At 28.5% G+C, this 7,825-nt stretch carries 9 protein-coding genes and 2 tRNA genes; all 11 read left to right on the plus strand.

What is annotated here, in order from left to right:
* The first annotated feature begins 103 nt into the window (after positions 1 to 103).
* The 11 genes from spoVT (at position 104) to AZI32_RS13555 (ending at position 7,722) form a co-directional block, all read left to right on the plus strand.
* Positions 104 to 655 carry a stage V sporulation protein T gene (gene spoVT / locus AZI32_RS13505; RefSeq protein ID WP_061996335.1) on the plus strand — a complete coding sequence of 184 codons (552 nt, stop codon included), beginning with the start codon at positions 104 to 106 and terminating at the stop codon, positions 653 to 655.
* Between the two features lie 710 nt (positions 656 to 1,365).
* Positions 1,366 to 2,901 carry a polysaccharide biosynthesis protein gene (locus AZI32_RS13510; protein ID WP_061996336.1) on the plus strand — a complete coding sequence of 512 codons (1,536 nt, stop codon included), beginning with the start codon at positions 1,366 to 1,368 and terminating at the stop codon, positions 2,899 to 2,901.
* Positions 2,902 to 2,990: 89 nt separating this feature from the next.
* A complete protein-coding gene (gene mazG, locus AZI32_RS13515) occupies positions 2,991 to 4,436 on the plus strand; it encodes a nucleoside triphosphate pyrophosphohydrolase (protein ID WP_061996337.1) in 1,446 nt (481 codons plus the stop codon).
* A gap of 132 nt (positions 4,437 to 4,568) precedes the next feature.
* A complete protein-coding gene (locus AZI32_RS13520) occupies positions 4,569 to 4,844 on the plus strand; it encodes an HU family DNA-binding protein (RefSeq protein WP_010297719.1) in 276 nt (91 codons plus the stop codon).
* 295 nt (positions 4,845 to 5,139) lie between these two features.
* Positions 5,140 to 5,400, plus strand: a complete 261-nt coding sequence (locus AZI32_RS13525; RefSeq protein WP_010297715.1) for an RNA-binding S4 domain-containing protein — start codon at positions 5,140 to 5,142, stop codon at positions 5,398 to 5,400.
* Between the two features lie 90 nt (positions 5,401 to 5,490).
* Positions 5,491 to 5,784, plus strand: a complete 294-nt coding sequence (gene yabP / locus AZI32_RS13530) for a sporulation protein YabP (RefSeq protein WP_061996338.1) — start codon at positions 5,491 to 5,493, stop codon at positions 5,782 to 5,784.
* 5 nt (positions 5,785 to 5,789) lie between these two features.
* Positions 5,790 to 6,188 (plus strand): spore cortex biosynthesis protein YabQ, encoded by a 399-nt coding sequence (gene yabQ / locus AZI32_RS13535; RefSeq protein WP_061996339.1) that lies wholly within the window; start codon positions 5,790 to 5,792, stop codon positions 6,186 to 6,188.
* A gap of 136 nt (positions 6,189 to 6,324) precedes the next feature.
* A complete protein-coding gene (locus AZI32_RS13540) occupies positions 6,325 to 6,606 on the plus strand; it encodes a septum formation initiator family protein (protein ID WP_010297705.1) in 282 nt (93 codons plus the stop codon).
* An 83-nt stretch (positions 6,607 to 6,689) separates the two neighbouring features.
* Positions 6,690 to 7,097: a S1 domain-containing RNA-binding protein gene (locus tag AZI32_RS13545; RefSeq protein WP_061996340.1), complete on the plus strand. Its 408-nt coding sequence runs from the start codon at positions 6,690 to 6,692 to the stop codon at positions 7,095 to 7,097.
* A 468-nt stretch (positions 7,098 to 7,565) separates the two neighbouring features.
* A tRNA-Met gene (locus AZI32_RS13550) sits at positions 7,566 to 7,641 on the plus strand.
* A 4-nt stretch (positions 7,642 to 7,645) separates the two neighbouring features.
* A tRNA-Met gene (locus AZI32_RS13555) sits at positions 7,646 to 7,722 on the plus strand.
* The last annotated feature ends 103 nt before the right edge of the window (positions 7,723 to 7,825 follow it).

The following is a 7,825-nucleotide window of genomic DNA, read 5'->3' on the forward strand; positions in this document are numbered from 1 at the left end:
CATTTAAAATGAAATTTTTATAAATGTGTATAAAATTTCAAATTTAGAAGGATAATAATAGCATAATATAAAACAATTAACTTCAAAAGAGGAGGAATCATTGATGAAGGCAACAGGAATAGTAAGAAGAATAGATGATTTAGGTCGTGTAGTTATCCCTAAAGAAATAAGAAGAACTCTTAGAATAAGAGAAGGAGATCCATTAGAAATATTTACAGATAGAGAAGGTGGAGTTATATTAAAAAAATATTCTCCAATAGAAGAATTAAGTGAATTCTCAAAAGAATATGCAGAAGCACTTCAACAAACAATAGGTAATATAGTAATTGTTGCAGATAAGGACAGTATAATATCTGTAAGTGGATGTTCTAAAAAAGATTATATGGATAAGAAAGTTGCTAATGAAGTGGAAACATTAATGGAAGGTCGTAGAGCTATAATTTTAGGCGAAGGATCAGAAAAAGTTATACCACTATATGAAAACGAAGATGAAAATGTATATAAATCTCAAGTTATTAGCCCTATAATAGCAGAAGGCGACGCTATTGGAGCAGTAATAATAGTTTCTAAAGAGGAAAATGTAAAATTTGGAGATTTAGAGTTAAAATTAGCTGAAACAGCATCCGCCTTCTTAGGAAAACAAATGGAACAATAATGGCATTTATATGCCATTATTTTTTTGCCTTCCAACTACATCTATTACTATTGACTAAAAGTTACTGTATTAAACATATAAACTAAATAAAACAAAAAAAATACATTAATATTTCACTTAAAGTAATAAACACACTGAATAGTAAATAAATTAAAAATAAGGACAACCTTATTGCCTATATAGGGATACAATCTATAACTTAAATTTATACATCAAATTTTTGTTATCAGCTGAGAAAAATAAGTACAAATATAGTTAGTTAGGAATTAAGAACATTATGAATTAAGAATTTAGGATAAAAGTGGCAACCACTTTCTGAAAATGATTTTAAAAAATCTATCAATATAATTTGCTTTGCAAATTTATAAAAAGATACGTTGAGAATTACTAGGAACGAAGTGAGTAGTAATAACCACAACTGTTTACTATTCACTCTTAACTTTTAACTAAAATAATCTGTTAGTTATTGATAAAATATTAATTTGAGTTTTCTCATTTGATAAATGAATAACTTTAAGATTTAATTTGGAATCCTATATAAGCATAGGTGTAAGACTAAGCCTAAGAATTTCAAAATTATAGTGTTAAAAAGTAATAACGAAAAAACTTAAAATGATAGTCTGTGAAAATTTCAAAGAAATTCTGATAAGATTAAAGTTTGAAATCGGCTAATTTAAAGTAATAGTTAATATTAATTTCGGGGGGATATTATGAAGAAACAATCATTGGTAAAGGGTACTGTAATACTAGGATTTGCAAGTATATTTGCAAGGTTTTTAGGGCTGTTTTTTAGAATACCTATTCAAGGATTAATAGGTGATGAAGGTATGGGTTACTACCAAATGTCATATCCTTTATATATGACATTTGTAGCTTTAGCATCAGGTATACCAATAGCTATGTCTAAAATTATAGCTGAAATTAATGCGAAAAATGATTATGAAGGAACTAAAAGAATTTTAAAAGATACACTAATGTTCATGATTCCAATAGGAATAGTTGCTTCAGCTATTATGTTTAGCTTTGCAAAACCAATAATAACAGGGCTAAAATGGCATCAAAATTCATATATAGCTTTTCTTGCAATATCAATAGCACCAATATTTGTTTGTATTATGTGTACATTTAGAGGATTTTTTCAAGGAATGCAGAATATGACATATACAGGTATATCTCAAATAGTTGAACAGTTAGGAAGAGTTATAGGAGGAGTTTTATTTGCCTATTTATTATTACCTAAAGGAATAGCTTTTGCAGCCGGTGGTGCAGCACTAGGAACGGTAATTGGAGGGATTTTAGGTAGTATATATTTGGTTATTGCATATATAAGACAAAGACCTATAAAAAGAGTAAATAAAAATTTTAAAACTAAAAGTATGATAAGTGAAATTGCAAAGGCTGCATTACCTATTTCTATAGGTGCAGCAGTAGGTACTGTTATGTCACTTATTGATTCAATAATAGTTCCTGAGCGTTTATTAGTAGCAGGTTTTACTTTAGAAGAAAGTGCAATCCTTTATGGCCAAATGACAGGGAAAGCATTAACACTATCTAACGTACCGCTAGCTCTATCAATGGCATTATGTGCAACTTTGGTACCTATAATATCAGAGGCATATTCAACAGGAAGAAGATTTGAGCTAGAACGTAGAGTGGAAATGTCCTTTAAGCTTTCCTTTGTAATAGCACTTCCTTGTACTGTTGGGTTATATACACTAGCAGCGCCTATAATGCATTTAATATTTTTAAAGGATGTTGCAGGATATAATATTCTTAAATTTGTATCACTAACGATTCCTTTTGTAATAATAACTCAAACAACAACAGCGCTATTGCAAAGCGTAGGAGCTTATTTAAGACCAGTATATAATTTAGCTATAGGATGTATAATTAAGGTGGTAATTAGCTATATGCTAGTTTCTATAACTGTTTTAAACATATATGGTGCAGTAATAGGAACAATGGTTGGCTATATAATCACAGTTGTATTAAATATGATTCAAATTAGAAAAATTTTTAATACAAAAATAGATTTAGTGGAAACTTTGTTAAAACCAGCAATTGGTACATTGCTTATGGCTTTTTCAGTTGTTTTTGTCTATAATACTGTCTATAAGTATACAATAAGTAATACAATAGCATGTTTATTTTCTATTTTTGCAGGAGTAATAATATATTTAGTGGCAATTATAACATTAAAAGTGTTTGAAATTGAAGATATTAAAGGCAAATTTATAAAAAGTTAGGTATATGAAAAGAAATAATAAACTAAAGATTCAAAGCATATTTGGTCTATTATTTATTTGAGTATAACTTAGACAGGAGCGTGAAACAATTGATAAAAATAGTAGGATTAGGACCAGGAGCGAAAGAAGCGCTTACCATTGGAACGCTAGAGCTTTTAAAAGATAGTGAAAATGTATTTTTTAGAACAGAAAAACACCCTAATGTAGAATATTTAAAATCATTAGGTGTAAATTTTAATAGCTATGATAGTGCATATGAAAACAGTGAAAGTTTTGATGAGGTTTACAAATCTATAGCTGATGACATAATAAATAAACATAATAGTTTAAAAGATATAGTTTATGCAGTACCAGGGCATCCATTAGTTGCAGAGAACTCTGTAACATTACTAATAGAAAAATGTGAAGAATTAAAGATAGACTATGAGATATTACCAGCAGTTAGTTTTGTTGATGCTGTTATGGAAAGTTTAAAATTAGATCCTATAAATGGAATAAAAATAATAGACGCATTTGATATAAAAAATCAAATTTTAGATAAAAGAGTAGGACTTATAATAACACAGGTATATAATAAATTTATAGCATCAGAAACAAAGCTTGCATTGCTAGAATACTACAAGGATGAAACAGAAATATATTTTGTAAGAGCAGCTGGAGTTAAAGGCTTAGAAAGCATAAGAAAGATAAAGTTATATGAGCTTGATAGACAGGAAGATATAGATTATTTAACATCAATTTATATACCTAAAAAACTAGATGAAGTAAAAGATTTTTATGATTTATTAAACATAATGGATACCCTAAGAAGCGAAGATGGATGTCCATGGGATTTAGAGCAAAATCATAAATCGTTAAAAAGATGCTTAATAGAAGAAACTTATGAAGTTATAGAAGCTATAGATGAAGAGGATGATATAAAACTTACAGAAGAACTTGGTGATGTATTACTCCAGGTAGTATTCCATAGCCAAATCGGAAAAGAAGATGGTTATTTTAACATAAATGATGTTATTGAAAGTATTTGTAATAAAATGATAAATAGACATCCACATATATTCAGTAATGTAAATGTTAAAAATAGTGAAGAAGTTTTAAAAAATTGGGATGAAATAAAAAAAGAAGAGAAAAAGTATAAAAGCTACACTGATGAACTTATAAGCGTACCTAAGGTTTTACCAGCACTTTTAAGAGCTGATAAAGTTCAATGCAAGGCTGCAAAAGTAGGTTTTGATTGGGCAGATGTAAAACCAGCTATGGCTAAGGTAATTGAAGAGTTAAATGAAGTAAAAGATGTATATAATGGCGAAAATAGGTCAAGAATACTAGAAGAAGTAGGTGATTTAATATTTGCTGCGGTAAATGTTGCTAGACTTCTTGACATAGACCCAGAAATTGCATTAAATTATACTATAGATAAATTTATAAATCGCTTTAAGTTTATAGAAGAGTATGCAATAAAAAAAGGTTTAGATCTTTTAGATATGACTCTTGAAGAAATGGATGAGTTGTGGGAAGAAGCTAAGCGTATGTAAATATTAAATACTTTTACAATAAATAAAAAAGCAGAAATTATTTGCAAAACATGTTTATAATATGCTATCTTATATTCAACGATAAATGAAGTTTTGAATGAAGAAGCGTTTTAATATTAAGGAGGTACAATCGTGAACAAATTAGAATTAGTTACAAATATGGCAGAAAAATCAGGTTTAACAAAGAAGGATGCAGAGACTGCTTTAAAAGCATTCATAGAGAGTGTTGAAGAGGCATTATCAAAGGGAGAAAAGGTTCAATTAGTAGGATTCGGAACTTTCGAAACTAGAGAAAGAGCAGCTAGAAAAGGAAGAAACCCAAGAACTAAAGAAGAAATAGATATACCAGCATCAAAAGCACCAGTATTTAAAGCTGGAAAAGAATTTAAAGATATAGTAAATAAATAATTTATTATAAATTTAAAAGAAAAAACCTGGATTTAGTTCTAGGTTTTTTTTATATATAAAAGCAATTATAATAATTATAGAATTTAATCATAATATTAAGTATATGAAAAGAAATAATAGGTTAAAGATTTAAAGCATATTTATCATGAGACAAGGAGATAAAATCTAGTCATAGTGTGGCTATGTCTGAATTTTGGCGACAAAGTATTCATGATAAATAGGCGAGAATACTGGCTTATTATTTATTTGATTATAACTTATATAAATATATAAAATAAATTTTGAGGTGGGAAGAATGAGATTAGATAAATATTTAAAAGTTTCTAGAATAATAAAAAGAAGAACAGTTGCAAAAGAAGTTTGTGAAAATCAAAGAGTTTTAATAAATGGAAAAGTAGCAAAGCCAGGAACAGTAGTTAAAGAAGGAGATATAATCGAAATACAGTTTGCAACACAAGTGTTAAAAGCAAGAATTATAAACATAGCAAGTCATGTTACAAAAGAAGATGCTAAAAATATGTATGAAATTATATCTGGTGAAGAAGATAAAGAATAGTAATTTATATTAAAAAATTATATTTGTTTGCATATATTTTGAATGAATACAATATTTATTAATAGGGAGTAAGTATTCAGGGAGGATTATATGGAAAATAAAAATAATAAAATTGAAGATAAAAAAAGTTACTTAACCTTAGACTCACGAAAAAGAATGACCATAGATGGTGTTGAAGAAATTATAAGTTTTGATGAAGATCAAATACTTTTAAACACTGTTTTGGGTGCTATGGACATAAGAGGTGAAAATTTAAAAATGAATAAACTAGACGTGCAAAATGGAGATGTTATGATTAGTGGCAAAATAACATATATTGTATATACCAGCGATGAAAAAAAACCAAGAAAGGGAAAAGGGGCTTTATCAAAGCTTTTTAGGTAGCACTTATGTTATTTACAATGGAGAGACAAGTATCACTCTTAATTTTTAGCATTTTAAGTGGTATGATAATAGGAGTACTTTTCGATATTTATAGAATAATCCGTGGATTTGAAGATGTTGGTAAAATAATAACAACTATTCAGGATGCGTTATTTTGGATAGCTACAGGATCTATAGTGTTCTTATTTATGATGTACACTAATTATGCATATATGGATTTTAATATTTTTATATATATTGCACTAGGTTTATTTGTTTATATAAAATTTATTAGTAGAACGTTTATAGACATGTTAAGACAGGTGATGTGTGGAATATCAACGTTTATAAGAAGAATTTTTTACATTTTGTCTTATCCTGTAAGAATTTGTTTGAATAGAGTAAAAGGAAAAATAAAAAATTAACATAAAACATCTTGAACAAATGAACAATACAAATTAAAATATACTTATATGTTAATGATAAGTATATTTTAATTTTTTATAATTGCAAATATATTCTTAGTACTTATTTTTTATTTGTCTATGGGTGGTGAGTATTGTGTTTAAAAATAAAAAATGTAAATATATAATTTTAGGATGTTTAGGTATATATATATCTTACGTTTTAATTCAACAACAGGTTATAATGCATAGACAGAATAAAGAACTAACAAACTACACTGTGGAACATGACAGATTAAAAAAAGAAAATAAAAAATTGCAGGATGAAGTTGAGCTATCCAAAACAGATAAGTATATTGAAAAATTGGCTAGAGAAAAACTAGGACTTATTAAAGACGGTGAGACTCCTGTAATAGACAACAGTGTAAGTGAAAAATAGACTTTATGTTGTTTATAGCGTAATATACTGTAGATGACATAATATATAAATTAAAACATTATTTAAGGAGGAGTCTTTTTAATATGACCTTAAAGGCTGGAAGTATAGTAGAAGGTAAAGTAGTGAACATAACTAATTTTGGTGCTTTTGTTGAAGTGGAAGGAAAAACAGGTCTTGTCCACATTTCGGAAGTATCAGATGTATTTGTAAAGGATGTTAGAGAACATCTAAAAGAAAATGATGTTGTTAAAGTGAAAGTAATTTCAGTTGACGACAATGGAAAGATGAGTTTATCTATAAAGCAAGCGGGAGTACCTAAAAAAACTTGCAAACCTATGGAAATAGATTGGGATAAGGAAAAATCGAAAAGTGGATCTTCTTCATTTGAGGATAGAATGTCTAAATTTCTAAAGGACAGTGAAGAAAGATTTCAAGATTTAAAAAGAAGCCAAGATAATAAAGGTCGTGGCTACAATAAAAAAAGTTATTAATATAAAATAAAAGAGTGTTAATCACTCTTTTTTTTAACTGATAGTTTAAATTTTGAATTTTTGCATATTATAAGTATATAATTTCTAATTATGTATTAGGGTTTAAAATAAGAATGTTAAAAAATATAAAATGCAAATTTGGCTTTGAAACCTATAAGATTCATAGTGAAAATGAATAAAATTATATAAAGTAATTCAGAAAAAAATAAGTTTAAAAATTCTGACAAAAAACCAAAGTTTACTAAACGTTGAAAATACTAGCTCTAAAGGAAATTTGCATGTTATAAAAAAACTGTTGACAATAGTTTGATATTACACTATAATAAATATTGTCGTCAGGCAGTGATGACAAAAAATGCAACAAAGCAACAAAATGTTTGAGTGTTGGAACAGGCAAGTGTACAGAATTTAACATTCTAAGGTGGTTAAACACCGTACTGGTTTGATTTCAGTCTTAAGCACCAATGTCGCGGGGTGGAGCAGCTGGTAGCTCGTCGGGCTCATAACCCGAAGGTCACAGGTTCAAGTCCTGTCCCCGCAACCAACATGGCGGAATAGCTCAGCTGGCTAGAGCATTCGGTTCATACCCGAAGTGTCGTAGGTTCAAGTCCTATTTCCGCTACCAGGTCAAATGCAATGTTGTGTTTGAAAAATAAATACGCTTGAGTGGCGGAACAGGCAGACGCACAGGACTTAAAATCCTGCGGTGGTTAAACACCGTACCGGTT

It is taken from the genome of Clostridium sp. ATCC 25772 (assembly GCF_001573875.1).
Lineage (GTDB): Bacteria > Bacillota > Clostridia > Clostridiales > Clostridiaceae > Clostridium_J > Clostridium_J senegalense.

What these genes read in the sequence shown, in the direction of transcription:
- AZI32_RS13525 (WP_010297715.1), top strand. Translation starts at nt 5,140, where the DNA reads ATGAGATTAGATAAATATTTAAAAGTTTCTAGAATAATAAAAAGAAGA.
- yabP (WP_061996338.1), top strand. Translation starts at nt 5,491, where the DNA reads ATGGAAAATAAAAATAATAAAATTGAAGATAAAAAAAGTTACTTAACC.
- yabQ (WP_061996339.1), top strand. Translation starts at nt 5,790, where the DNA reads ATGTTATTTACAATGGAGAGACAAGTATCACTCTTAATTTTTAGCATT.
- AZI32_RS13545 (WP_061996340.1), top strand. Translation starts at nt 6,690, where the DNA reads ATGACCTTAAAGGCTGGAAGTATAGTAGAAGGTAAAGTAGTGAACATA.
- AZI32_RS13510 (WP_061996336.1), top strand. Translation starts at nt 1,366, where the DNA reads ATGAAGAAACAATCATTGGTAAAGGGTACTGTAATACTAGGATTTGCA.
- spoVT (WP_061996335.1), top strand. Translation starts at nt 104, where the DNA reads ATGAAGGCAACAGGAATAGTAAGAAGAATAGATGATTTAGGTCGTGTA.